We start from the raw sequence: 24,865 nt of genomic DNA on the forward strand, positions 1-24,865 counted from the left end.
ACGGGAACATGCTATATCCCGTCCGTGACGACCGCCGCCGCTCCCGCAACGCTTCCGCCTCTGTTCGCCGACTGGTTCGCGTCGCGCGGCTGGTCGCCCCGGCGGCATCAGCTGGAGATGGTTGCGGCGGGGGAGGCCGGCCGCCACGCCCTGCTGGTCGCGCCGACCGGCGGGGGCAAGACGCTGGCGGGGTTTTTGCCCAGCCTGATCGACCTGGCCGAGCGCGGACCGAAGCCGACGACCGGGCCGGGGTCGGGGGTGCATACGCTTTATTTGTCGCCGCTGAAGGCCCTGACGACGGACGTCGAGCGCAATCTAATGACGCCGATCCGCGAGATCGGGCTGAACATCCACGTCGAGACGCGCACCGGCGACACCAAACAGTCCAAGCGCCAGCGACAGCGCGACTTTCCGCCCGACATCCTGCTGACCACGCCCGAGCAGCTGGCCCTGTTCTGCGCCTGGGAAGGCGCCCGGTCCTATTTCGCCGATCTGAAATGCGTGGTGCTGGACGAGGTGCACGCGATCTGGAGCGGCAAGCGCGGCGACCTGTTGTCGCTCGGGCTGGGCCGTTTGCAGAGCTTCGCCCCCGACATGCGCCGGGTGGGTTTGAGCGCGACCATCGAGGATCCCGATCTGATCCGGGGATGGCTCAGTCCCTCGCCCGGAGTGAGGGACGTGACGCTCGTCCGCGGAGACCCCGGCGCGCCGGCGGTCATCGACGTGCTGATCTCCGAGGGCAAGGTGCCGTGGGCGGGCCACACGGGGCAGCACGCGATCCCGGAGGTCTATGCCGCCATCCAGCGTTCGACCCTGGCGCTGATCTTCGTCAACACCCGCTGGCAGTCAGAGTTCGTGTTCCAGCAGCTGTGGGCCATCAACGACGAGAATCTGCCCATCGGCCTGCACCACGGCTCGCTGGCGGCCGAGCAGCGACGCAAGATCGAGGCGGCCATGGCGCGCGGCGATCTCAGGGCCGTGGTCTGCACCTCGACGCTGGATCTGGGCATCGACTGGGGCGACGTGGATCTGGTCATCCAGATCGCCGCGCCCAAGGGCTCCAGCCGCCTGGTCCAGCGGATCGGCCGCGCCAACCACCGGCTGGACGAGCCGTCTCGCGCGCTTCTGGTGCCCGCCAGCCGGTTCGAGATGCTGGAGTGCCAGGCGGCGCGCGAGGCCGTCGCCGACAACGCCTTCGACTGGGAGCCGGTCCATATCGGCACGCTCGACACTTTGGCCCAGCACGTCATGGGCGTCGCCTGTTCCGAGCCGTTCGACATGCAGGTCTTGTATGACGAGATCACCGGCTGCGGCCCCTATCGCGCCCTGATGTGGGAGCAGTTCGAGGAGGTGGTCGATTTCGTCGCCACCGGTGGCTATGCGCTTCGCACCTATGACCGGTTCGCGCGCATCGTGCGCACGCAAGACGGCCGCTGGAAGGTCCGAAACCAGCATATCGCCCAGCGCCACCGCATGAATGTCGGGGCCATCGTCTCTGCAGGAACGCTGAACGTCCGCGTCGCCAGCCGTCGCGGCGGCGCCTCGCGCCAGCTGATCGGCGGCCGCAAGGTGGGCGAGGCCGAGGAGTGGTATTTCGAACAGCTGACACCCGGCGACACCTTCCAGTTCGCCGGCCAGACCTGGGCGTTTCAGGGCATCACCGGGACCGACGCTCTGGTCACCCACGCCAATGACAGCGACCCCAAGATTCCGTCATGGGGCGGATCGAAGTTCCCGCTGTCCACGTCGCTGGCCGACCGGGTGCGGACGATGATCCACGACCGCGACCACTGGCGTGTCCTGCCGCCCGACGTGCAGGAATGGCTGGAGTTGCAGGAAACCCGCTCGGTCATTCCCGACGCCGAATCCATGCTGGTCGAAACCTTTCCGCGCGGCAGCCGGCATTTCCTGGTGGCCTATCCGTTCGAGGGCAATCTGGCCCACACCACCCTGTGCATGCTGCTGACCCGGCGGCTGGACCGGATGGGCGTCGGGCCTCTGGGCTTTGTCGTGACCGACTATTCGCTGGCGATCTGGTCGATCAAGCCGATGGACACGATCGATCTGGACGCCCTGTTCCAGCCGGACATGCTGGGCGACGATCTGGAAGCCTGGCTGGAGGAAAGCTTCATGATGAAGCGATCCTTCCGCAATTGCGCCCTGATCTCGGGCTTGATCGAGCGCCGCCAGCCCGGCGCCGAAAAGACCGGCCGGCAGGTGACCTTCTCCACCGACCTGATCTACGACGTGCTGCGCCGCCACCAACCTGACCATCTGCTGCTCAAGACCGCCCGCGCCGACGCCGCCTCCGGCCTGCTGGACGTGGCGCGCCTGGGCCAGATGCTGGCGCGGATCGAGGGACGTATTCGTCACCAATCCCTGAGCCGCGCCTCGCCCTTCTGCGTGCCCGTGCTGGTCCAGATCGGACGCGAGCGGGTCAGCGGAGACGCCGCCGAAATGATCTTGGACGAAAGCGCCGACCTGCTGATCGCCGAGGTCATGGACGACGCCGAGCCAGAAGCCGCCGCATGAACGCCGCCCTGCGTCAGACCCTGTCCCCGGCCCGCAAGATCTGCGGTTCGCTGAGCGTGCGGATCGCGGGCGAGGCCTGCGTACTGCGCTGTTCCGGAGCGATGTGGGTTCCGGCCCACGGCGCCCTGATCGTCGCGGACCTGCATCTGGAAAAGGGGTCAGCCTTCGCCGTGCGCGGCCAGCTTCTGCCGCCCTATGACAGCCGCGCCACGCTGGACAGGCTGGAAGCCGAGATTGTCGAACTGAACCCCGCCATGGTCGTGCTGCTGGGCGACAGCTTCCATGACACCAAGGCCATTCCCCGCATGGCGGCCGACGACCGGGCGCGGCTGGACGGGCTGGCGGCGGGGCGCGACTGGCTGTGGCTGGAGGGCAATCACGACCGCGAGGCCTTGAACCGCAGCATGGCCCGCGATGCGGAGGCGACCGTCCGCCTGCCCGGCCGGATCGTCGGCGACATGATCCTCGGCGCGCTGCGTCTGACCCACGAACCGGAGGCGCTGACCGCCGACGACGACCGTCGTGGAGAGGTCGCGGGCCACCTTCACCCCGCCGCCAAGGTCGCCGCCTATGGGCGCGGCGTGCGCCGTCCTTGCTTCGTCACCGACGGATCGCGCATCGTCCTGCCGGCCTTCGGCGCCTTCACCGGCGGACTGAACGTGCGCGATCCCGCCATCGCCGACCTGTTCGCCGCCCCTCCCCTAGCCGCCGCCCTGGGACGTGACCGGGTTCACGCCCTGGATTGGGCGATCCTGCGATAGTCTGTTTGTAAAGCGTTCAGCACGTCGCTTCACCGCATCTTGGCGGACGGCGATGCAGGATGACGGCGGATCAAGGTCACGGACACCCGCCTCATGCTCACGCCCCGTCGCATCGTCATGGCCGCCCGCCTCGGCTTCGCCCTGGCGGCCTTGGGCATGGCCGTCCTGATGCTGGGACCATTTCAGGGCCTGGAACAGGTCTTCGGGCTGAACGACAAGGCCGCCCACGTCATCGCCTTCTATGGCGTGGCCAGCGGCCTGTTCCTGATCGCGCCGAACCAGCGCCGCGACGACCTGGCCCTCTATGTCATCGCCGCGGCCTTCGGGGCTGAACTGCTTCAGGCCCTAACTGGCCGCAGCGTCTCGGTCATCGACTTTCTGGCGGGCGCGGCCGGCGTCGCCGCCGCCTGGGCGCCCGGCCGGATCGAACAGTTGCGCCAAGCCTTCCGCCGCCATCCGGATATGACCCTGGCCGAGATCGACCGCCTGGATCGCCGCCTGCGCCGTCGCCGCGCCGAAACCACCCGCCCGGGCGTCGCCGTCCTGCGCCCCTAGGGCTCCAGCTCGATGTCCCAATAAAGGAAATTCGATACCGCTTATTCTCGCCCTATCATCCTGATAATGCTGAAATTTTCCGGGATTTGAAAAATCTCAGCGGCGATTGGTCACCATATGGTCACCAGAGAAAGGAAACGGCCAGCAACGCGGATCGCTTCCAACATCTCGAAATATCCTAGCACGTCCGGCGTTCCAAGTCGTGTGCGCGCCGGCTTGAGACAGTTGCAGACATCCGGAAATCATCTGTTCCCTACCGAAACGAGTGTAGGATCGCGCAGATCAGTCCACGTATGAGAAGGGGCTCAACGGAGGTATCGAAGAGGACCCCATACGGCGTCAGCTCGCCCGCCGCGGCGAACGCGCCGCTTGGTCTGACGCTCTAAGGGTAGACCCGGCCATGACATACGGCCGAGGATTGGTGACCCCGTACACGTCGTTCTGCGCGCGCCAGAGCGCGTGCGGTCGAATCCCAAAAGGACATAGCTGCTGATCGCTGACCGCTTCGTCCGTCGACGGCTGGCCGGGCGACGCCCTCGAGCCTATCTGATCTGGAATGCCAGCCACGATACCCGCCGATACTTCCGCCCGCCTCGCCCGGCTGAAGACCATCCTTCAGGGCGTTACGCCCAAGGCGTTCGAGGAGGTCGCGGCCGCCCTGATCTCGGAGCTGCTCGACGTCGGCATCGCCATGGCCAAGAGCGGATTCCAGCACGGAGGGGATGCGGGGTCCGCGGGGCGTCAGGGACGACGGTTCCGGATCGAGACGAAGCGCTATGCGGACGGGACGGACATCAGCAATCGCGAGCTGCTGGGCGAGATCGATCACGCCCTGACGCGGGACAGGGCGCTCGAAGGCTGGTTCCTCGCCGCCACCCGCAAGGCGTCCGAACAGCTGGAACAGGATCTGCTGGGCAAGAGCGATGAGCTTGGCCTCCCTGTCGTGGTGATCGACTGGAAGCCGGATACCTTCCCGGCGCTGGCCGCCTTGTGCACCTGCGCTCCGGACGTCCTCGACAGCCTGGTCAACACCGAGGCCGGGGATCTAGCTCGTGCTTTGACGTCGGACGGCGCATCCGCGCTGGCCCGCCTGAAGCGCGAGATGGAGACTTGGAACCTCGGCTTCGACCGGCTGCGGACGCTGAGCCATGATTATCTCGACGCGGCCTGGATGGATCGCCGCCGGCGGGAGCGCAGGACCGCTTACCCTTTCGTCGACGATTGTCACCCATGCCCTGGGAGCGGCCCTGCTCGAACATCTGCGCCTGATCGAGGCGAGTGCCGGTGCCGGGGCGCTGGAGGGCAAACTCGCCGCCTCGCTCGACCCGATCGCGGCCATCGACGAGCGCGCCGAAATCCTGCGCGCCGCCGTCTCCATCATCCTGGAAAGCAATCCGGTCGGGCAGGAGGCGGTGCTTCGCCTGCTCGTCAAGGACTGGATGCAGTCGCAGAACCTGCCCGAGGCGCACCGTGAGGAGATCGTCCGTCTCGCCGTGCCTCTGTGCGGGCCGCTCCTCGATGTGGTCGAACAAACATGGGGTCCGGCATCGACCCTCGCCATCGACGCCCTGAGGCGTATGCCGCGGGATGACGCCGGGTCTAGGGACCTGGTCATCACGCGTTGCGAAGCCTGGCTGAAAACGATCTCCCGAGACGTCGACCTGCCCGCCCATCGCAACGAGGACGCGGACCGGGCGCGATCGAACCGGCTCGTCGACCGCGTCGGCACCGACGAGGACGGGGAACGGACGGTCCTCGGGGAGCGCCTGACGTTCGTCGAGCGCACCCACCACAACGGGCTCCGTGCGATCCCCACACTCCTAGACGGCTATCCGCTTCGCCCCGCCCTGCCCGTACTGTCCGCGGCCGCCTTCAACATGGCGATCCGCGGTCGGGAGAATTTCTGGGACGGACTGAAGTGGCTCTGTCTTCTCAACGGGATCGACGCGCCGGACGTCTCCAGCGCTCTGCGCGCGCATGCCGAGGCCTTGCAGAACCGAACGGCGGAAGACGGCGTTCATCCGCAGCTCGCGGCCCGCATCGGCGCCCTGCTCCTCTGGCTCAGCGGCGACGAGGATCTGGAAGGCGAGGCCGTCGCCACCGATCCCGGTCTCGACCGGGGGCCGGACTATCAGGCGGAGTATCTAGCCGACCCGGGGCGGAGCTTCTTCTCGCTCCAGCGACGCCACGCCAATCAGGTCGCCGGGGACACGACGTTGCCGCTGGCCCGACGCATCGACAAGGTCAGTCCCTTCCAGGTCGACCCAAGCCTGGATCTGCCCGCCGTCTTCGCGGAACAGCTTCGAGCCGGTACCGTCGAGTTCGACGTGTCGGAACTGGATGCCCACTTCGGCCGCACGGTCGAAGACAGCCGGTGGGAGGACATCGAGCCTGTCCTCGCCCGCTTCGCGCCGGACGCCCTGGCGGATCTGGTGCGACGCAAGCTCGACGGCCTGGCCGCCCGCGAGCCGGACAAGCGCCGGATCGGACTGTCGCGCTCGACGTCGGACTTCCTGCTGGCCGATCGTCTGTCGGACGAGACCCTGACAGCCTTGGCGGCAGGCGGGACGACCGAAGACGCTGATGAGGCTGAAAACGGATTTGCACGCAGTCGCGCCCTGCTCATCGCCGCGGCGGGTCTGTCGCCGGTCGACCGGGTGGCCTTCCTGCTCGACCGGGACGCCGATCTCTACAGCGACCTCGCGGAGGTGCTGGCCCCGCTCGACCCCGTTGAGGTGGACCGGCTCGTCGAACGCTACGGTGATGGGGCCAAGGCGGGCGACCTCATCCGCCTGCTGTCCCTTATCCACGCCAGCCCGGGCGTGGGCAGCTGGGACTGGTTCGTGGACAGGGCGCTGGATGCCGGGTTCGACGCCTCCGGCACGGCCAGTCGGCTGCTGTGGATCGCGGACCGCGTCCGCTTTGGTCGCGACCTTCAGTCCCGCGGCTGGTCCTGGGGGGCGGACCGGGGCGACTGGGACAACCATTACGGCTCCCTCGCCTTGGCCGAGGCCAATATGGGCTTGCCGTTTGAGGACAGCGTAGTGCGGATCGCCCCGTGGCTGGTTCCCCACGCCGTCGTCCTGCGCGGAAGCGACCCCGCCGACGCTGACCTGGCGTAGCCGCGCGGATCGTCCTGGGCGAGGGCGACGGCAGGCATGACGAGGACGGCCGCGGTGGCGGCGAGCAGGATCTTGATCATTCTGGGAGCTCGAAAATCTGTTGTTCGATAGGGGGAAGAGATCCCCCGTCGGGATCTCGGCACTGAGACGTTGTCCCTCGTCGAAACCCTTACGGTCCGAGGAAATAAATCCGCAGCCTCTGATCAGTTGGCTGGCGCTACGCTCGCCCGATCAAAAAAGGGCCGCCACCCCGAGGGGTGACGGCCCAGATGTCCCGCGTCGTCGACAGGGGGGCTGGAATGGACGCGGGCCAACGGCGGTGCGCAGCGGGGAAGGAACGCTGCGCCGCCGATCTCTAGAAGCGGTAGCGCACGCCGAGACGGACCCCGCCGCCGCTTTGTCCCTCACCGAATCGACCTTCGGCCTGGAGGGACGCCTGCAGCCCTTCCGAGAGCTCGACCTGCACGCCCGCGAGCGCGCGCCCATATCCTCACGGTCAAGGGAGCGATTCCTGGTGACCGAACGATCCAGGGCGCCGAACGAGAGGAGCGGGCCGATGGCGCGACCGAGTGGATCCTGCCGGTTCGGCTGAAACACCGGCACAACGCGGTCTTGATCGAGGCCGAGGGCCAATCCCCGATCGCAGCCAATCGGATCGATCGCGCCCTGGTCAGGGCCGTCGCCATGGCCAAGCGATGGACGGCCGACCTCAGGACCGGTCGTTATGGATCGACCACCCAACTGGCCAGGACCGAGAATCTCTGTGTTCGTTACCTTGGCCAGATCCTGCCCCTGGCCTACATGGCTCCGGATCTAATGGAGCAGATCATCTCGGGGCGTCAGCCTCAGGCCCTGTCGCTCGGCGCCTTGATCGCCCATCCCTTCCCGATGGACTGGAACGAGCAGCGCAGGCTGTTCATGGCCATTGGCGCGGTCGGCTAGACCCCGACACCAGACTTCTCGATCAGAGACCCAGTCCCGCCGCCGGTCCTCCGGCGGCGGCTCAGTTCGGGCTAACCCTTCTCCGCGAACAGGCACCGCCAACCCGGAAGTGGAAATGTGGGCCTGGAGAATGGGGCGGGGCACAGCCGGCTAAACAGCGCGGAAATCCTCTCCACGGAGAGATTGGCGCCCGAGTTAACCGTCTAACTGTCTGAAAAGAGTGGCCAGTCTCCCCCCTCCCCGGCTGGCCGGTGAAAGGGGGAGACTGATTGGTGGTGGAGCACCCCCCAGGCGCGCCGCTCTGACACGTTCAACTCGGCCCGCACCTTGTCGATACAGGCCCAGAGACGGGCAGGGCTCAGAAGTTCCCTCGGGCCGTATCCGACAGGATCAGCTTGTCCAGCGTCAGGTCCGACACCGCACGACGCAGTCTGGCGTTCTCAAGCTCCGGCGCCTTCATCCGTTTGACCTGATCGGTCTTCATCCCGCCGAACGCCGCCCGCCAGCGGAAGTACGTCATCTCCGTCACCGCGATCGTCTTCAACGCCTCCGAGATCGACTTGCCTTGCCCCGTCAGCACCTCGACATGGCGCAGCTTGGCTATGATCTCTTCGGGCTTGTGACGCTTCCTGGCCATCCTTGGCTCCATCCATTCCGGTCCGCAGACCAACATAGGGGATGGATCACTTAAAAGGGCGCAGACCACGATCGCGGATACGGTAAGCCTCAGGGCAGTTATTCTCGGCCTGCGCCGTGATGCATTCGGCCAGCAGACCCTCGACCGCGGCCTTCAGGGCGGCTGCGATCAGAGGGGCGGCAGTCCGTTTTCCGAACGACACGTTCAGCTCGTTATTTTCCGCAGTTTGAGCGCCAGAGCGACCGTGAGCACGCCCGCGACGATGGCCCAGGCGCCGATCAGCCAGACCAGGGCCAGGGCGCCGGCGCCGGGGGCGGCGATGACGGCCAAACCGAACAGCACAGAGATCGCGCCGGACAGGATCAGCAGCCACTCCTTGCGGATCGTCTTGCGCAGCTGGATGGCGCCGACGATCTCGAAGATACCGCGCGCGATGGCCGCCGCGCCGATGATGACCACAAGGGCGACGGCGGTCAGGTCGGGCAAGGCCAGGGCGACCGCGCCCGCCGCCAGTCCCACGAGTCCCACGACGGCCAGCCACCAGCGCGGCGCCAGGCCGCCGCCACGGATGGCCCCGAGCAAGGCGAACGCGCCGTCCAGAATGGCGTAAACTCCGTAGAGGATCACCAGCGTCAGCAACGTCACCTGAGGCCAAACGAAGGTCAGGACGCCGAAGGCAATGGCGGCCAAGCCGCGCAACAGCAGCAACCACCAGGCCCGGCTCAGAAAATCTCCAAGCGGATTGAAATGCGTATCCATGAGTTCAGCCCCGTCATTTGCGGCGTCATTCGCCGCGTGGAGGCCGGGCGTCATCGCCCGACCGGAAAACTACCAGCCGCCGAAACGGCGCACGATCAGAATCCCCCCGCGATAGCCATCTCCTGTTCGTCTCGAGCCTGGATCAGGGGGCTGTCGGCGACGTCGCTCATTGCCCGCTCGGCGTTGGCGAAAGTCGCCACGGCCCAGCGGTCGCCGATCGGCGTCAGCATCAGGAAGGCGACGCCGGTGTTCCGGACGCCGCTTCCCGGCGCATAGGGCGTAAGACCGGTCACACTTGCCGCGTCGGCGTCGACGCCGAAATAGGCGTCGTTGCTGCGGGCGTCACCGCCTCGCGCATACAAGGTGCTCTGCAACAGGCCGATGCGCGTCACGCCCTGGTGCGAGGCCGAGGCGTAGTAGGTCGTTCCGTCGGTCTGGCCGCTGATGTCGCGCATGACACGTCCGCCGACCGAGATGTTCCCCGGAATCCGGACGAAGCCATAGACCGCCATGTCGGCGCCGAGGTCGGGCAGGTCCAGCCCCTCGATAGCCGACTTACCGCAATAATGCGGCCGAAGCTGCACGCCCGCCCTCAGCCCGTCGTCGGCCACGATATTGTAGCCGAGCCCGTCGAGCGGATTGCCGTAGACCCGGTTGCGCCAGTTGAAATCGGCCCAGGGCGTGGCGTTCACCCGGTTCGCCTCTCGCCCGGTCGAGCTGAAGCCAGAGACCGCCCCGGCGCTGATGTCGACGTTCCATTCCGGTGTGTCCGGCACGGGTTCGAACGGCTGGGGCTGGGCCGACGCCGCCCCGGCGACCGCCATCCCCAGAACGACGCCCAATGCGGCGCCGAGGGCGCCGGCCAGCATATTACAGGCGCCGAGACGCCGGAAACCGGGACGCGGCATCATGGTTGCTCCTGGTTGACCGGTGAATTCCATCCGCCGCCCAAGGCTTGATAGAGGGCGACTGCATTCAGCAGCTGGTTTTCGCGCAGTTGAACGATCATAAGTTCCGCGCTGAACAGGCCACGTTGGGCGTCAAGCTCCTCCAGGTAGGCGGCGTAGCCCGCGCGGTAGCGGTTGCGGGCGTGGAATAGGGCTTCGTCCTGGGCCGCGCGCTGGGCTTCGGCTTGGCGGGCCTGGGTCTCCAGACGCGTCGTGCCCTCCAGCGCGTTCTCAACCTCGGCGAAGCGACGAAGCGGAGCAGGATCAGGAAGCCGTCATCCTGATCGGCCACGCGTGTGGCTTCCGCTTCGACCTCCTGAAGTCCGCGCTGGAGCAGCGCCATGATCAGGGCTTGTCGGTCGGCGAAATTGCGAAACAGGGTGATCCGCGCCACGCCCGCGCGCTGGGCGATCAGATCAAGCGGCGCGTTCAAGCCCATCTCGACGAAGGCGGCTTCGGCGGCGTCCAGGAGTTGGGTGCGGTTCTGTTGGGCGTCCGCCCGGTGTCTGGCCATGCGGTCGTTGGATGGGACCAGTCCGCCGCTGTCAAGCCCGCCAGCAGGAGGGGCGGGCGACTCGACGGCGGACATCGTCGATTTCGTTTTCAATCGCCCCGGCGCGCCTTGGCCTGATGGTCGAGCCAGTCGCGGGTGTCGCTGAGCCAGGTGTTGACCTGCGCGGCGGCGGCGTCGCGGGTCAGGTCGAACCGGGTCTGAAGGCGCGAAACCAGCAGATCGATGTCCGCCTCCACCGCCTCGCGCCGGTCGGCCAGGTCCGCCCTGGCGTCATCGACCTGGGCCTTCGCGGCCGCCCAGCGATCGGCCATCACGGTGTTGAAACGGTCCCCTTGGGCCTGGAGGGTTGCGACCGGCTGATGCTCCTTTTGCCAGCGGTTCATGGCTTCCTCGGTCTGCTCCGCCGCGAGGCCGAACTCCCTCTGGACCAGGCCCGCGATCTCCCTGAGGTTGCCCTTGATCGCTCCGGTCTGGTCATCGAGGCTTTCGGCCCACAGGCGCTGTATGCGCCCCGAAATGATCTTCCATTCGCCGGCCAGCTGGTTCTTGTTCATCGAAGCGGTCCGTGTGCTTGGCTGTCTGGGACAGGCTGAGTGATATGGATTTTATCTTTTAATCCCGCTCCACGGATGCACCTTGATGTGGATCAATCACCGGTCGGGGAGAACTGAGGGCGTCCGCTTCGTCCACTTCGACGCGCGGCCCCGGCGGTGTGACGTCCCGGGCGTCATCTGCGATCGTGCGCGTGTCCGAGGGCGCGACCGCCTCGGCGGGGGCGGCCTGGGGCTGACGCGTCACCGGAGCCTTTTGGGAGATGTCGGAAGTGATCGCCTCGGCGACGTCCAGAACCAAGGCGCCTAGCGGCAGGTCGGAGCTTCCCGACAAGCCCGGGCCGGACACCAGGCTGCTGCCCAGCAGCCGGACCACCTCGGGGCTCTCTGAGAAGACTGAATGGTTCAGCCGGTCACGGCCGCGGACATCGGCCAGATTGATGACGGTGACGCCGCCGGTCCGCTCCAGCTGGCTGCGGATAGGCTCCTCGGAGGGGTCGAGGGCGCCGACGCGTTGCACGCCTCCGGCAAGCAGGCGCGAAACCCGCAGGGCCTGGTCGTCGCGCGAGACCAGGAAGGTGAAATGGGGCCGGTCAGGGCCCAGAACCGCGACCTGCTGGGCGAAGACGTCCACGTCCAGGTCCGGCGCGGCGAGGATCACATTCTCGATCTTTGGGTCGACCCGTCCCTCGCGGATCGCGTACTGGCGCAGCGCCTCGACCGCGATCCAGCTGCCCATCGAATGAGCCATGACGGTGACCTCGGTCACATTCGGATTGCGCGCGGCCAGCCGGAGCAACTGTTCCAGGGCGTCGCGTGAATAGTTGGCGCTTTCCCTATCGTAGACATAGGCATAGATCCGGCCCAGCGAGGGCCATGTGAACAGGACCGGCGCGGCCTGGATGCCGGAATCATTCGTCAGCTGGGCGAGGGAATAGACGGCCCGGTCGAACGGCACATTGAAGCCGTGCACGAAAATCAGCAGGCGGCCTTCCTTCAGTTGCGCGTTCATCCACGCCTCGGCCGAGGCGTCGTCGACGACCGGATCGATGGAGAGGGTGGCGAACTCCCGCGCGGGATCGGCCTCGCGCCGACGCGGCCATTCGACGGCGCCGATCTGGTGGGCAGGAGGGATCGAGACGTCGACCACCATGGCCGTCAGGTGTTCCCCCCTCTTGCCTGAATAGACCACGCCCGGCGCCTCGGTTGGGGCGCGCGTGGAATAGACCAGCATGCTGATCTCCTGCACGCCCGGATGGGGCGTGGTGATCGGCAGCAGCACGCCGGACGGCGCGGTTGCGCACGCCTGGACCCCCAGGCCGAGAAACAGCAGAAGGCCCAGCGCCAGGGCTCGGGGCAGGGAGCCTGGACCGGCCCAGGCCGTTCGAAAGGGAATCATTGATCGCACGCCTGGATGCCGCTACCGATTATTGGAACTCGACGTATCATTTGGGTTCGCGCTGATCCAGTCAGATTATCGGTGTCGACCCGATGCCAGGACGACGCGAGGAAATAAGTGTTGAATCGAACGGCGCGCGCCGCGGCGAGCCTTCTCATCGTGGTCCTGGCGGTCTTCTGCGCCCTGGCGATCCGCTACTGGGTCCCGTGGCCGGTCTGGATTCGCGATGCGGGCGCAGTTGCGTTCCCCGTGCTGGTCCTGGGGCTGTGGTTCGCGCCGGCGCGATGGCGGCGCGCGAGGCGCGGCGTCGCGGCCGCCATGCTCGCCATTGTCCTGACGGCTTACTGGACCAAGTCGCCAGCGCCTCAGGACTGGCGCGACCTGCATGCTCAGGAGGCTTGGGCGGTGATTGAGGGCGACCGGGCGACCATCCACAATTTCCGCGACGCCCTACATGATCCTGGCGTCGCGTCGACGCCGCGCTGGACCACAGCGACTTTCGATCTCGCGACCCTCGAGGGGATGGATCTGATCCTCCAGCCGTTCGGCGACCTGAAGGCGATGGAGCATGTGATGCTGTCGTTCCGGTTCGCCGACGGCCGTCACGTCGTCGTCTCCATGGAGGCGCGCCAGGCGAGGGGCGCCGAGTTCGACCCCCTGGCGGGCTTCTTCCGGCGCGACCCCATCTATCCGGAACTGGCCACCGAGCGCGACCTGTTCTGGGAGCGGTTGGCCAGGACGCCGCCGGACGAGATCCAGATCTATCCGATCCGCCAGAGCCCTGAGGTCGTCCGCGTTTATTTCGAGCGCATCCTGCGGTTCACGACCCAGGTTCACGAGCGCCCCAAGTTCTATTCGACCCTGACCGAGAGCTGCATGACCTCCTTCATCAACCTGGCGCCCGAACGTTTCGCCTCGGTGCCATGGTATGATTTGAGGCGCTGGATTCCCGGCTATGCCCTGCCGCTGTTCCAGCAGCTGGGTCTCGTCGACGACACCATCCCCGCCGATGCGCTGGCGCGGGTCAGCAGCCTGCCAACCGATGTTCGACCCCCGTCGGAGTTTCCGGACGATGCGTCCTGGAGCGCCTATCTCCGAGCGCAGCTTTCAGCAAGGTGATCCGCAGCGGCGCCTCTCGGTGCGAGCTAGATATTCCATGGCCGCGCGAATATATGGCTAGCCATATATTTCTGTCAGGTGGAATGATGAGCGCTCTCTACACAACCAAGGTACACGCCGTCGGCGGCCGCGCCGGCTCTGTTCGCAGCGAGGACGGATTGCTCGACCTTCCACTCGCCCTGCCCCCGAGCCTTGGCGGCAAGGGAGACGCGACCAATCCGGAACAACTGTTCGCCGCAGGTTACGCCGCCTGCTTCGGCAACGCCGTGATCCACATCACCCGCAATCGGGAAAAGAAGATCGGAGACGACGGCGTCGAGGTCACCGCGACCGTGGGCATGGAGCCCAATGCCGGTGGGGCGTTCGCCCTTACCGTAGCGCTCGATGTCACCATCGCTGGCGTCGATCAGGAGGCGGCCGAAGCGATCGTCGAGGAGGCGCACAAGGTCTGCCCCTATTCGAACGCGACCCGGGGCAATATCGATGTCGCGCTTTCTGTGAAGACGCGGTGAAACCAGACACCGATCCGGCCGAAGGGGAAGACCTGCTCAGGCTCGACCATCAGGTCTGCTTTCCGCTCTATGCGGCGACGAACCTCATGCAGCGGCTCTACAGGCCGCTTCTTGAACCCCTGGGCCTCACCTACGCCCAGTATCTCGTTATGCTCCTATTGTGGGCGCAGGCGCCGATGTCCGTCGGAAAACTGCGTGCCTGCCTCCATCTCGACATCGGGACTTTGAGCCCGCTTTTGAAACGCATGGAGCGGAGCGGGCTCATCACACGGCGGCGCGACGCCGACGACGAGCGCCGCGTCCTCGTCGCACTGACACCGCTGGGGTGCGCCCTGCGGGATCGCGCCCGAAGCATTCCCGCGGAACTTTCAAGGAAGACGGGCATGAGGCCGCGTCAGGTCGACGACCTCCGCGAGCGGGTGCAAACGCTGGTCACGCAGCTGGCGGGCGCCCAGGCCTAGACTGCAGGGAAGGGCTGACTTGGGGATCTTCGATGCCGCAACAGACCCGGCAGACTTGGCGCCGCAGCCTGAATCAGCGCCCGACAAAGGGGCTTCCCAGGTCGCCGACACGTTATGACCCGCTCTTGGATCGAAACTGTCCCTACACCCCCGGAACTGAAGTGCGATGCGAGGCGCCGCCGGACCCAGGTTGAATTGCGTCAGCGCGTCTTGATGACCTTCATCGTAGATCCTTGAGCAGCACCTTGGCCGCGCTGCGTCCGCTGGCGCCCCACACGCCGCCGCCCGGATGGGTGCTGGCGCCGGTCAGATAGACGCCGTCGATCGTTGTCTTGTAACCGGCCAGGTCTGGCAGGGGTCGGAAACCGAACATCTGGTCCATGCTCATTTCCAGATGGGTGACGTCGCCCTGGACGAGGCCGATCCGGCGCTCGATCTCCAGCGGCGACTGGATGTAGCGATCGATCAGCTTGCCCTTCATGTTGGGGGTGTATTCGCAGACCACGTCCCAGATCTTGTCGGCTTCGCGCTCGGCGATGTCATCCCAGTTCTCACCGTCGAGATGGTAGGGATGATAGGAGGACCAACTGTAGAGCAGGTGCTTGCCCTCGGGCGCCAGGGTGGGATCGACGGCGGTGAAGCTCATCTGCATCACCGGCGGATAGTCGGGCGTGCGGCCGACACGGCCCAGGTTCATCGATCGCGTGAGGGTGTCGACGGTGGGACACAGCAACTGCATGCCGTGATGGCATTCGCCCACCCCACGGGTGTTGAGCGCCTGGCCCGCATACGCCGGCAATTCCGAAACCGCCTGGCGCACCATGAAGCCCGACCCATTCATCACCTTCAGCGCCTCGAGCCGGCGCACCAGGTTCGGCTCGACCAGATCGCGATCAAGCAGCTTCAACAAGGCGGTCTGGACGTGGCATCCAAACAGGACGGTCTTGGCCTGCACGGTCTGGTCGCCGGCGCGGACCTCGAAGCGGGCGCCGCCGGCCGAGGAGAGGCTCGAAACCTTTTCCACCTCCGCATTGGTCAGGATCGTCCCTCCCATGGCTTCGAAGGCGCGGCCCAGGGCGACCGAGACCATGCCCGAGCCGCCGATGGCGCGATAGGCGCCGTCCTCGTGGATCATGCCGTAGTGGCCCAGGATGGTGGCGCTGGAGGCCGCGTCCGGATGTGGGCCGTTCTGCGCCCCCAGCCAGACCAGGGCGGCCTTCAATTCCTCGCTCTCGAACAGTTCCTCAAGCAGCCGGGTGGAATCGATCAGAACCTGGCGCACGAGGTCGTCGGCCTTGAGCGCGGTGCGCACCGCCCCGGGTCGGGAGAAGGCCGCCTTGATCACAGAGGCGATCGTCTGTCCCATCTGGGGCGGCGCCGACATCGCCGGCCATATCAGCCGCTGGACGTCGGCCCAGGTGGTCATGAACTCGCGATATGTTTCGGCGTCGCGCGGATTGATCGCCGCAATGCTGTCGCAGGTCTTGTCCAGGCTACGGTAGAAGGTGATGGCCTTGTCCGTGCCCCGAATGGGGTAAAAGCCCCATGGGTCCAACTCAATATATTCAAGACCGTGCTCGGCGAGACCAAGGTCCTCCATGATGCCCGTGGTCGGGAAAAGCACATGGATCGAGGAGCCTATATCGACCTTGTAGCCGCCGAACATTTCCTCGGTGCAGGCCGCGCCGCCGATCACCGGCCTGCGTTCCAGCACCGCCACCTTCTTGCCCGCCTTGGCAAGATAGCAGGCGCTGACCAAGGCGTTATGGCCCGCGCCGACGACAGCGACATCATAGGTTGGCATCGGAACACTCCTGTTGGAAAGGCGAAGGAGCCGAGGCGGCCCCCAGTAAAAGCTCGACCACCGCGGCAACATGGCGGCGACGGTCCTCGGCGGTCTCTTTGGGGTCGACGCCGAACAACATCCGCCGACGCGGGCCGACGACGGCGGCTTCAAACAGAATGGTGGCCATGCGCTCGACGTCGGGCGCCTCAAGCTCATGGCGATCCGCCGCCCCGCCGAGGATCGTGGCGATGACACGCACGGGCCGGGCGCTCGAACGGTCGAACATGGATTGCACCAGATCGGGATCGTGATCCCGCGCCCACAGCAGCAGGCGCTCGATGGCCCGGAGTTCGGTCTCCGCCGACGCCTCGAGCATTTCCGAGAGCAGAGAGGCGAGCCCGGCACGCCAGTCTCCATCCAGCACCGGCCGACGCAGCGGCGCCAGCCGGAGTTCCACAGCGTGGTTCAACACAGCCAGAAACAGGGCCTGTCGCGTCGGAAACCTCGCATAGAGAGTGCGCTTGGACACATGGGCGGCCTGGGCCACCGCGTCAATCGTGGCGCCTTCCAGATCATTTGCGCACAAAAGCTGAAGGGCGATGCTCAGGATGTGAGTCTCAAGCTTGGCGGCGACGTCCTGGGTGGGCCGACCGCCTTGGGCCGGGCGCGGCTGCAGCACGAGATCCTTGGTCGCCGCCTTCATCATGGGTTGTCAACGCAAACGGTCCGAAAGCGTTCCGTTTTAGGCTCCTAGAGCCTCTAGACCTCCGCTGGCCCCAGAACAGGTGACCGCCACGGACAACAAGTTGGACCCTGCAACCTATGCGACCGATGCAGTACCATGTACGCTAGGGCAGTAGGTCAAGTTAGCGACCACATCGGTGGGGCGGCATGCTCGCCAGCCCGAGCGGCCCCGCCGCGATAATTCCATTCTCGTTCGACGTGTTGAACTGAAGGTGCAAAGCGGCCTGCCCTGGAAGGCAAAGCATGTCGCCCGGCCGCCGCCCTCGACAAGGCGAAGCGTCCCGCTGGCAACCCGGACAGAGCAAAGCTGGGCGGATTAAAAAGTCAGGATAAAGCAGCCCACGACAGAAAAACTCTGTCGAAATCGCCCCTTCACGTGCCGCTAGGGTACGATCTGCGCGAAGTGACTGTATTCAACTCGACGAAGTTTGCGGCCTGCTGCAGGGCCTGATGTGCCTCCGGAATAGGCAAGCCGACCCAGACATGGGGCATATCCGGATACTCGAACATCTGTACGACCCTTGGAGCGCGGCGGGCGACACGACGAGCGTCGCTATTCAGGAGATCGCGTGTGCCGGATAAAATGGCGACGGGCGGTAGACCGTCGAAGGAACCGAACAGGGGGCTGACGCGCGAATCCTGCGGGGACACACCATTCGCATAGGCCCTTCCCGCCGCCAAAAGTCCCGGCGGCGCGAGGATTGGATCTCGGGGAGCCAGTGCGCGTTGTTCCGGATCGGACAGGCTCACGTCGAGCCAGGGAGAGAACAGCACCAGGGAGCCCGGCATCGGGCGTGCATCGTCGCGCAAGGCCATCGTGACCGCCAGGGCAAGGCCACCCCCTGCAGAATCGCCCATGATGGTGATCGTGTCGGCGCCGCTCTTATCCGCCAGATGGCCATAGACCCGCCTGACCGCATCATGCGCCGCCTCCCAGCCCGTCGTCGGTGTCAGCGGATAGATCGGAACGGTGACGCTGGCCCCGGTGAGCGCGATGAGTTCCTCGATGATCTTCCAGTGCACGGAAATCAGATCCCAAGCATAGGCGCCGCCATGAAGATAGAGGATCCTGTGCGCCGACGCGTTCTCGCGCGGCTGCACGACAAAACTTCGCACCCCCGCGATCTGTTCGTCCCGAATCAGGAACTTGCGCAGCAGACGCCGGCCAGGCAGCGCCGGTCCGTTCGTCTGCTTCTCCAGCGCATCTGCAAGGAAGTTTTCGCCGTCAGTGAACGCCTTTCGCGCGTTCACAAGACGGAGGATTGCGAGCAGAAATTTCGCTCGTAAACTCGTCATCGGTTTTCCCGCCAGTCGGCGCACTGCGGAGGCTCTAGCATCGCGTCTCTCAATAGCACCAGCCGGACAGATTCCACACACGTAGCCGATGGCCCAGAACAGAAAGGTGACCACATAATCGGCGCTGGTGTGGATGGCAAAGCCCTTGAGCGAGCTCGACTGGGCAGCGGATTCTTTGATCTCACAGATGGGTGCTGTCATCTGTGGACGGCTCCTGACGTGATGGTGTGGACGACCTCCGCCTGACGGGCTGTTCTGGGTGTGTCGTCATCAGGGACGTCACGTCTAGGAGCGGTATCATGCAGACCATCGCTGTCGTCGGGCTCGATCTGGCGAAGACTGTTTTCCAGGTTCACGGTGTAGCCACAGACGGCACGGTCGTCGTGAGACGGCAACTGCGGCGCGGCCAGGTGCTGGCCTTCTTCCAGTCGATTGGGCCGTGCCTGATCGGGATCGAGGCGTGCGCCTCAGCCCACCACTGGGCGCGTGAACTGATGGCGATCGGCCACGATGTTCGGCTCATGCCGCCGGCGTACGTGAAGGCCTATGTGAAGCGCGGCAAGACCGACGCCGCCGACGCTGAAGCGATTGCCGAGGCTGTCACCCGGCCGACCATGCGGTTCGTGGCTGTGAAGTCGAAGGCCCAGCAGGCGGTGTTGATGCTGCACAAGACCCGGGATCTCCTGGTTCGTCAGCGAACGATGCTGATCAACGCACTGCGGGGCCACCTCGGGGAGTTCGGCATCGTCGCGCCTCAAGGTCCAGCTGGGGTGCGGGCAGCGCTGAAGAGTCTGCGTGAAGAGGGTCAGGCCCTGCCGGATCTGGCGCATGCCGCGCTTGGCGGGCTGGCAGAACAGCTCGAACACCTTGGCGCAGAGATCAGCCGTATGGAGCGTCGGATTCTCGATTGGCATCGGCAGGATGAGACGAGCCGGCGACTGGCGACCATCCCAGGCATCGGGCCGATCACTGCCAGCGCCATGGCGGCCAGCGCGCCAGATCCGAGTCTCTTCCGTTCCGGTCGGCAGTTTGCAGCCTGGCTGGGACTCACGCCGCGGGCCAATAGCAGTGGCGGCAAGGAACGCCAGGGCGGCATCAGCAAGATGGGTGACAGCTACCTTCGACGTCTCCTGGTCGTCGGGGCCACGGCGGTCCTGCGAATGGCCCGGCAGCGAGGACGCGAGGGCTGGGTCGGCAATCTCCTCGAACGCAAGAAGCCGAAGGTCGCCGCCGTGGCCTTGGCCAATAAGACGGCTCGCATCGCCTGGACCCTGATGGCGCGACAGGAGGACTACAAGCCCACAGCGGCATAGAGATCGGGCCGGTCTTCACCCAGGACCGGCGCCGTAGACGAAGGAGTGGTGAGACGTGATGACGAACCGGCCGCAGCCGGGGATCGGTGAAACCCAGGGGGTCAGAGCGCCTCGAGCGCGTTGACGTGATTAGGGAGCCGGTCCGCGGACTTCATCAGGGCCAGCAGCGCAAACAGCTGCATCAACAGGCCGAACACATGACTGCACTCGACCGAGCGCCAACGTCGTTTCCACTCTTGCGTCTTGGAGGTCGTCCACACATGACGTCCCTGATGACGACACACCCAGAACAGCCCGTCAGGCGGAGGTCGTCCACACCATCACGTCAGGATACCGCGCTCCACGCCCGGGACCAGGTCGAGCAGCATCTGAAGGGCTGGGACGACGGCTATTTACTCCTGGCCGTCACAATGCGTCTTTGCCGTTGCGGGTGGGGGCCGCAATCGCCATGACCGCGAGTTCCCTGCTGGTGCTGCTGAATGCGTTGCGAGATTGACCGACGGGGCAGTCCGGGGGCCATCCGCCCTCGGCGCCGGACGAACACCGACACCTCATGTCTTGCGTTGAGCGCCGGTTTCGACCCAGCACGGCTGTGGGATTTCGATAGAGGGCCTTTCGCGCGGGCGCTCGGACGACGGGGAACGTCCGGCGATCCTCAGATCTGGAGCCAAGAGACGCCAATGGCTCGGCAGCGATCGCGGGGAAGATGTTGAGCGGAGCACGCTTGTTTCTAGCCCGCCGCTACGAACGATCTGATGGCGATTGCCATGGAGTTCCGCTCAGCAGCCTGCGCCAAAAGTCCGTTCTGCGAATTGGGCGCCCTAAGTCTGATCCGCACGATCCCATCCGCGCATGATGACCCCCTACTCGACGTCAAGATATGCTGATCGCGCATGCCGTCATCCTCCCGCCGAGCGCAGTCAGGAGGATGTGCCCCGGCTTCTTCGGCGCAGCGGTCAGATTCGCTCCGCCGAAAAGACATATATTCATTGGGCGTCACCCGTGGTTGTCTCGATCTGCGCCGGTTAGGGCGCCGCCTGTCGAGGCGCGACCAGCTTAGGGAAGTAGGGCGGCGGCTTGCAGGGCGCGCCGGCGATCAGCGGATGCACCTTGGCGAGTTTCACACCGAGGCATTGCGTTACGAAATCGCCCGCGTCATAGGCCCCTGGCGCGCCTTCAAATGACTGGTGGTGATAGACGGCGTTTCGCGCATCCCGGATGCGGTCGAGCCAAGTCACCGCGAGTTGCTTCGGAACCATTTGCCCCTTGAAGACGAACTTGGGCGCGAAGAGCGACCAGTGGTCCTCAATCAGGAAGACGAGGTGTCCGAAGTCGCAGGCTGTCAGGAGCTCGTTCCCGGTGCGAAAGCTGGTGACCGCGACCTTCTTGTCGATCAGGGACTGCAGGATTCGCCCCATTCGGTAGGGAATCTCGCGGTTGACGTCGACGTTGCCGATGCGCGTCACCGACCGGGGATCCCACGCGCTCGACATCAGCCCTTTGAGTACAGGGTTCCACCAACCTTGGATGCCGTAGTGGGTCTCCAGCTCGACGGCGAGGCTCGCGCGCAGGGCGGTCTCGACCGTGTGGAACATCGGGAACATCTGAGCGTGCTCAGCGACCTTGCGATTGTAGATTCGGTAGATCGCGTCGCGGATATCGCCCTCAGCCGGTTCTTCCGGCAGCTTCTTTTTCGCGGTCGCCGCGATCTCCTGGATGGCGCCGCTCAAAAGCTGCGAGCTGACGACCGACAGGTCCGTTCGGAGACGGTCGATTACGGCTTGGTCGGGTCGCTGCGGCAGGGCGTCGATGAGGGCGTTCAGGGATTCTGTGATAGACTTGGTCACGCGCCGACGCCCCCGCTCCAGCCCGGCGCATTGACGAACCGGGAAACAAACCTCATATTCACGGCACTCCAGCCACGTCGTTCCGTGGGTTCGTTACCAGCCGCAAGGCTGGCGTGGAATGAGTCTAAACAGACTTCCAAGGGCCGCCGCGAGGCGGCCCTTCTACTTTGGGCCTCGATCCGAGCGGTCAGGCCGTCGCCTTCCACCTCGTGCGTCGAGACCGGATCGGTCACGGCTCCACCAAGGGTTCAAGTCTTGAGCGAGAGCTGCAGCTTGTCCTGATAGACCCTGATGCGCTTTTTCGCCCTGGCGACGACGTCGTCGTAGAAGAGGATTTCGGAATAGGTCTCGCCCAGTTGTCGCCTGGCCACCGGGTCGCGGAGCTCACCTGAGGAAAACCAGCCCGTGCCGGTCGGAAACTGGGTCCAGGTCTCGCTCAGCAGCCAGATGTCGTGATCGGTGACGTCGGTGCTGTCCCGCCGCATCGGGAAGAAAATGCTGTGAATGATCCGTTCGTCCTTGCGGCGGACATCCGGTTGATCAGCGCGCCGCCATCGTCCGAGCCGTGGGCTTCGAGATAGGCCTGCGCCTGCTCGAACGACTCCACCCAGATCGAGAGCGGGTTTTCCGGAAGCGTGTAGTCCGACCAGTCCTCCTCGGGCGAGTAGAAGGCGACATCCGCAGAGACCGCTGTTCCAGGATGGTTGTTGAGTGTGACTGCGCAACTGCCCGCGTTGTTCACCACATAGGCCTCGAAGACGGCTTCGCAGTGCGGGCACTCTACCTCGGTCTCGCCTTCGGAATTCAGGTCCGACATGCTTTCGGCTGCGCTCCAGTCCGGCTCAGGCACCTCCGCGCTCGTGACCGCCAGGGCCTGGCAGTCCGGGCATGTGAACTGGATCTGCGTCTCGAAACACTGGGTCATGCGGGCGCGGTCCTCTTGAATGGGCGGGGGTCGGCATTGGGCCGACCGCGCGAACGCCAGATATCGCGGAACAGGACCGACTTCGCCCCCAAGTTGCTGTCTCTGGACAGACTATCACAGGACCGGAGTAGAACGACGCCCTCCGAAGCTCCCAATACGCAACAAGTTCGTTGATCGTCCGCAAAAAAATTGCGGGTTAAGCGCAATCTATTGGCGGTCAAAATATAACCTTGCATTGCATCAAATATATCTGCACTAATTTGTGTAATCGGATCGGCTCCCCCCGTTTCCCGGTCCGCCCATTGTTCAGTCGAGGGCGTCATGCAGACTTCCGAACCACGAGACCCCTATGGAGCGGCTCTGGGTGCTCTAAAGCGGTTCGCCGAGGCGGGCCGGTTTGTCCCGGGCGAGCCGATCGTGGTGACGGAACTGGCGGCGGAGGTGGGACTGAGCGCCACCCCGGTCCGGGAAGCTCCAGCACCTGGCTGAGTTTGGATGAGCCCTTCAGCCTCGCGCCGGCAATGGACGCCGCTCCGTCGTGTTCCTACAGTTGCCCCACCTGAATGTTCGGAAGGTCACGCAGTGACAGAGGCGCTTCTCAATCAACTGGTCGAAACGGTAACCGTCTCCCGCCACGCCTGTCACTTCCAGGATCGGGTCCGTACGGCGTCCCTGCGGCTCCCGGCGAATATGCACGATGACATCGACTGAGTTGGCGATGACACGTGTCGCTAGCGGAGACCCGACCTCGGCGAGCAGATCCTCTAGCCGAGAGAGGGCTCCAGCCGCCGAATTCGCGTGGATCGTCGAAAGGCCGCCAGGATGCCCGGTGTTCCAGGCCTTGAGCGTTTCGAGCGCCGCCGACCCTTCGCGCATTTCTCCAACGACGATCCGATCAGGTCGCATGCGCAAAGCGTCGCGGACCAGGTCGACGACCCCGATCGGCGCAGGGTGGCGGCGTGTGAGGGTGGCGACGAGATCCCACGCGGAACATTGAAGTTCGGGCGTATCTTCAATCAGGAAGACACGGTCGTTCGCGAACGCCGGCTCGGCGAGCAGCGCATTTGCCAGCGTCGTCTTCCCCGACCCCGTATCTGGCTGCAGACCCTTCCATCCTGTCGGCGCAAGGCTCCGGCAAGAGGCGCGGCGCTCGGCGCCCACATCGCCTACCTCGGACGCATGGGCGCCGGAGAGGATGGGGAGCAGGCCGTGTTCTTCGGACCGGTCCGCGAAGGCATCGATGCGGCAGGCGCGACGGAGGGCTGGGCGAAAGACCGGCACCACTTCCGCTTCATAATTTCACCGGAGCATGGCGACCGGATTTCGGACCTGCAGAGCTACACAAGGGAGGTCATGTCGAGGGTCGCCGACGATCTCGGAGAGCCTGGGCTGAACTGGATCGCGGTCTGCCATTTCGACACCGACCAACCCCATGCCCACGTGCTCGTTCGGGGTCGACGAAGCGACGGCCGGGATCTCGTGATCCCGCGCGACTACATCGGTTACGGCTTTCGTGCACGAGCCCAGGAAGTGGCTCAGGAACGCCTCGGAGACCTCAGCCGTCAGGACGCCGAACGTCGCGTCTGGCGTGAGACCGAGGCCGACCGGTTCACTGCCTTCGACCGCCGTCTCATCGCAGCCGTGGACGACGGCGGCTGTGTCGATGACGGCGTCGGGGGTACTGACGCCTGGACCGCTTTGACGCGTGGACGGTTGCGTCATCTAGAGACGCTGGGCCTTGCGACACGTGTGGGCCGACGCTTCCGGTTGGCGCCTGACATGGAGGCGCGACTGCGACGGCTTCAACTATCGAAGGATGTCATTCGCACACTGAACCAGCGGCGTCTGGACGGCGCGCGGTCAGCCGAACAGCTGGGCAAGGCGCCGGTCCATGGCAAGGTGGTCAAGGCCGGTTTCCACGACGAACTGGGCGGCTCCGCCTTTGTGGTAGTGCGCGCTGCTGACGGCTCCGAACACTATGGCCGGCTGAGCGTCGGCAAGACCCCGCCAGCCATAGGAAAGACGGTCACTCTTTCGCTGGACGCCCGCGGCTTCGCTCAGGTCCTCAACGGTAAGCAGCTCGGACAGGACCTAGGTCGGTGACGGCTCCCACGATCCGGGTCTGAACTCGCGGTTTCAGAAG

24 protein-coding genes and 1 pseudogene are annotated in these 24,865 nt (G+C 65.4%); 11 read left to right on the plus strand and 14 right to left on the minus strand.

Annotated features, from left to right (window positions below):
* The first annotated feature begins 24 nt into the window (after positions 1-24).
* From Q9R14_RS10745 to Q9R14_RS10765, 5 genes are all read left to right on the plus strand, one after another.
* Entirely contained in the window at positions 25-2,532 is a 2,508-nt protein-coding gene (locus Q9R14_RS10745) for a ligase-associated DNA damage response DEXH box helicase (RefSeq protein WP_371929717.1), read from the plus strand.
* Positions 2,529-3,293, plus strand: a complete 765-nt coding sequence (pdeM, locus tag Q9R14_RS10750; protein ID WP_306002381.1) for a ligase-associated DNA damage response endonuclease PdeM — start codon at positions 2,529-2,531, stop codon at positions 3,291-3,293. The genes Q9R14_RS10745 and pdeM overlap by 4 nt, the downstream gene beginning before the upstream one ends.
* Before the next feature lie 93 nt (positions 3,294-3,386).
* Positions 3,387-3,848 (plus strand): hypothetical protein, encoded by a 462-nt coding sequence (locus Q9R14_RS10755; RefSeq protein WP_306002382.1) that lies wholly within the window; start codon positions 3,387-3,389, stop codon positions 3,846-3,848.
* A gap of 1,148 nt (positions 3,849-4,996) precedes the next feature.
* A complete protein-coding gene (locus Q9R14_RS10760; RefSeq protein WP_306002383.1) occupies positions 4,997-6,970 on the plus strand; it encodes a hypothetical protein in 1,974 nt (657 codons plus the stop codon).
* A gap of 612 nt (positions 6,971-7,582) precedes the next feature.
* Complete coding sequence (locus Q9R14_RS10765; RefSeq protein WP_306002384.1) at positions 7,583-7,912, plus strand: hypothetical protein; 330 nt, start codon at positions 7,583-7,585, stop codon at positions 7,910-7,912.
* 242 nt (positions 7,913-8,154) lie between these two features.
* On the opposite strand, the pseudogene Q9R14_RS10770 reads toward Q9R14_RS10765, so the two are convergent.
* The 6 genes and pseudogenes from Q9R14_RS10770 to Q9R14_RS10795 form a co-directional block, all read right to left on the minus strand.
* Positions 8,155-8,549, minus strand: a pseudogene (locus Q9R14_RS10770) (transposase); the annotation flags it as partial.
* A gap of 204 nt (positions 8,550-8,753) precedes the next feature.
* Positions 8,754-9,308, minus strand: coding sequence for an HdeD family acid-resistance protein (locus Q9R14_RS10775; protein ID WP_039248748.1), 555 nt, complete (start codon positions 9,306-9,308; stop codon positions 8,754-8,756).
* Between the two features lie 95 nt (positions 9,309-9,403).
* A complete protein-coding gene (locus tag Q9R14_RS10780) occupies positions 9,404-10,219 on the minus strand; it encodes a MipA/OmpV family protein (protein ID WP_295708539.1) in 816 nt (271 codons plus the stop codon).
* A 94-nt stretch (positions 10,220-10,313) separates the two neighbouring features.
* Entirely contained in the window at positions 10,314-10,844 is a 531-nt protein-coding gene (locus Q9R14_RS10785; protein ID WP_306002385.1) for a TetR/AcrR family transcriptional regulator, read from the minus strand.
* 14 nt (positions 10,845-10,858) lie between these two features.
* Positions 10,859-11,323 (minus strand): hypothetical protein, encoded by a 465-nt coding sequence (locus Q9R14_RS10790; RefSeq protein ID WP_249750966.1) that lies wholly within the window; start codon positions 11,321-11,323, stop codon positions 10,859-10,861.
* Between the two features lie 58 nt (positions 11,324-11,381).
* Complete coding sequence (locus Q9R14_RS10795; protein WP_287901638.1) at positions 11,382-12,719, minus strand: alpha/beta hydrolase; 1,338 nt, start codon at positions 12,717-12,719, stop codon at positions 11,382-11,384.
* 120 nt (positions 12,720-12,839) lie between these two features.
* Between Q9R14_RS10795 and Q9R14_RS10800 the strand changes: the two genes are divergently transcribed.
* The 3 genes from Q9R14_RS10800 to Q9R14_RS10810 all read left to right on the plus strand — a co-directional run bounded on the left by Q9R14_RS10800 (position 12,840) and on the right by Q9R14_RS10810 (position 14,811).
* Complete coding sequence (locus Q9R14_RS10800; RefSeq protein ID WP_039248749.1) at positions 12,840-13,838, plus strand: DUF4105 domain-containing protein; 999 nt, start codon at positions 12,840-12,842, stop codon at positions 13,836-13,838.
* A gap of 86 nt (positions 13,839-13,924) precedes the next feature.
* Entirely contained in the window at positions 13,925-14,350 is a 426-nt protein-coding gene (locus Q9R14_RS10805; RefSeq protein ID WP_039248765.1) for an Ohr family peroxiredoxin, read from the plus strand.
* Positions 14,347-14,811: a MarR family winged helix-turn-helix transcriptional regulator gene (locus tag Q9R14_RS10810; RefSeq protein WP_039248752.1), complete on the plus strand. Its 465-nt coding sequence runs from the start codon at positions 14,347-14,349 to the stop codon at positions 14,809-14,811. Before Q9R14_RS10805 ends, Q9R14_RS10810 begins: the two co-directional genes overlap by 4 nt.
* A gap of 220 nt (positions 14,812-15,031) precedes the next feature.
* On the opposite strand, the gene Q9R14_RS10815 is transcribed toward Q9R14_RS10810, so the two are convergent.
* From Q9R14_RS10815 to Q9R14_RS10825, 3 genes are all read right to left on the minus strand, one after another.
* Complete coding sequence (locus tag Q9R14_RS10815; RefSeq protein ID WP_249750962.1) at positions 15,032-16,615, minus strand: NAD(P)/FAD-dependent oxidoreductase; 1,584 nt, start codon at positions 16,613-16,615, stop codon at positions 15,032-15,034.
* Positions 16,602-17,303 carry a TetR/AcrR family transcriptional regulator gene (locus Q9R14_RS10820; RefSeq protein ID WP_287901642.1) on the minus strand — a complete coding sequence of 234 codons (702 nt, stop codon included), beginning with the start codon at positions 17,301-17,303 and terminating at the stop codon, positions 16,602-16,604. The genes Q9R14_RS10815 and Q9R14_RS10820 overlap by 14 nt, the downstream gene beginning before the upstream one ends.
* Before the next feature lie 410 nt (positions 17,304-17,713).
* Positions 17,714-18,838 carry an alpha/beta hydrolase gene (locus Q9R14_RS10825; protein ID WP_306002386.1) on the minus strand — a complete coding sequence of 375 codons (1,125 nt, stop codon included), beginning with the start codon at positions 18,836-18,838 and terminating at the stop codon, positions 17,714-17,716.
* Positions 18,839-18,936: 98 nt separating this feature from the next.
* Between Q9R14_RS10825 and Q9R14_RS10830 the strand changes: the two genes are divergently transcribed.
* Positions 18,937-19,950, plus strand: coding sequence for an IS110 family transposase (locus tag Q9R14_RS10830; protein WP_114150059.1), 1,014 nt, complete (start codon positions 18,937-18,939; stop codon positions 19,948-19,950).
* Between the two features lie 101 nt (positions 19,951-20,051).
* On the opposite strand, the gene Q9R14_RS10835 is transcribed toward Q9R14_RS10830, so the two are convergent.
* The 4 genes from Q9R14_RS10835 to Q9R14_RS10850 form a co-directional block, all read right to left on the minus strand.
* Positions 20,052-20,210: a hypothetical protein gene (locus Q9R14_RS10835; protein ID WP_271652833.1), complete on the minus strand. Its 159-nt coding sequence runs from the start codon at positions 20,208-20,210 to the stop codon at positions 20,052-20,054.
* A gap of 765 nt (positions 20,211-20,975) precedes the next feature.
* Complete coding sequence (locus Q9R14_RS10840; protein WP_306002387.1) at positions 20,976-21,680, minus strand: hypothetical protein; 705 nt, start codon at positions 21,678-21,680, stop codon at positions 20,976-20,978.
* A 365-nt stretch (positions 21,681-22,045) separates the two neighbouring features.
* Entirely contained in the window at positions 22,046-22,282 is a 237-nt protein-coding gene (locus tag Q9R14_RS10845; protein ID WP_306002388.1) for a hypothetical protein, read from the minus strand.
* A complete protein-coding gene (locus tag Q9R14_RS10850) occupies positions 22,234-22,722 on the minus strand; it encodes a hypothetical protein (RefSeq protein WP_306002389.1) in 489 nt (162 codons plus the stop codon). Before Q9R14_RS10850 ends, Q9R14_RS10845 begins: the two co-directional genes overlap by 49 nt.
* Before the next feature lie 321 nt (positions 22,723-23,043).
* Between Q9R14_RS10850 and Q9R14_RS10855 the strand changes: the two genes are divergently transcribed.
* Complete coding sequence (locus Q9R14_RS10855; protein ID WP_306002390.1) at positions 23,044-23,211, plus strand: GntR family transcriptional regulator; 168 nt, start codon at positions 23,044-23,046, stop codon at positions 23,209-23,211.
* A gap of 15 nt (positions 23,212-23,226) precedes the next feature.
* Here Q9R14_RS10855 and Q9R14_RS10860 read toward each other — a convergent pair whose 3' ends face one another.
* Complete coding sequence (locus Q9R14_RS10860; RefSeq protein ID WP_306002391.1) at positions 23,227-24,003, minus strand: ATPase, T2SS/T4P/T4SS family; 777 nt, start codon at positions 24,001-24,003, stop codon at positions 23,227-23,229.
* Between the two features lie 72 nt (positions 24,004-24,075).
* Here Q9R14_RS10860 and Q9R14_RS10865 point away from each other — a divergent pair, with 72 nt between their 5' ends.
* Positions 24,076-24,825, plus strand: a complete 750-nt coding sequence (locus tag Q9R14_RS10865) for a DUF3363 domain-containing protein (RefSeq protein WP_306002392.1) — start codon at positions 24,076-24,078, stop codon at positions 24,823-24,825.
* Positions 24,826-24,865: the final 40 nt, after the last annotated feature.

This window comes from Brevundimonas sp. C43, assembly GCF_030732185.1.
Classification (GTDB): domain Bacteria; phylum Pseudomonadota; class Alphaproteobacteria; order Caulobacterales; family Caulobacteraceae; genus Brevundimonas; species Brevundimonas diminuta_C.